Origin of the sequence: Pedobacter sp. HMWF019 (assembly GCF_003061025.1) — a bacterium.
GTDB lineage: Bacteria > Bacteroidota > Bacteroidia > Sphingobacteriales > Sphingobacteriaceae > Pedobacter.
The window spans coordinates 42,655-43,275 of sequence record NZ_QAIL01000217.1; the positions used below are offsets into that span (position 1 = coordinate 42,655).

Genomic DNA, 621 nt, shown 5'->3' on the forward strand with positions numbered 1-621 from the left:
TATCGTTTTAACTTCATCAGCATTTGCCACTTTTGCAAAAGAAGGCGACAAAAATCCTTCAGCAGTTTCCAGCGTTTCTGGTGCAACAATGATCAAAGTGACTGGAAATGTAAAAGTGTATTTAACTCAGGGAACTAAAGAAGGTTTCCGTGTAGAGACAGATCAAACAGAGGCTAAAGTTTCTTTCAAAAGAGAGGGGAATAAATTGTTTATCAATTCTATTGGTGATGAAACAACAACCGTGTATTTAACCGTGAACGATTTGAAAAGAATCGATGCTGCTGAAAATGCTGTTGTAAAATCAACAGGCCGTTTCAACTTACCATTGCTTCAGGTATTTGTACAGGACAATGCTAAAGTAGATGTGAATGTTGTTGCACAGGATGTATATACAGTGATCAAAGATGCTTCTTCGTTGAAACTAAGCGGATCTGCAGAACGTCATGTATCGGTAATCGCCGATGCTTCACAAATCAATGTAAATCAATTTGCAGCATTAAGAACGGTTTCATCGAGCCCTGTATTTCATGCTGATCTGGATGCTCAGCTTGCAGAGTCAGTTAATATTGCTGTAACTTCGAGCAAGGTTTCGAAATAAGGATAAAGAAATAGGGGTAAAGA

The 621-nt window shown here is 38.3% G+C and carries 1 protein-coding gene; it reads left to right on the forward strand.

The window, feature by feature from the left end:
• On the forward strand, positions 1–598 hold a 598-nt coding region (locus tag DBR11_RS13140; protein WP_199233834.1), incomplete at its 5' end, for a GIN domain-containing protein.
• Between the last annotated feature and the right edge of the window lie 23 nt (positions 599–621).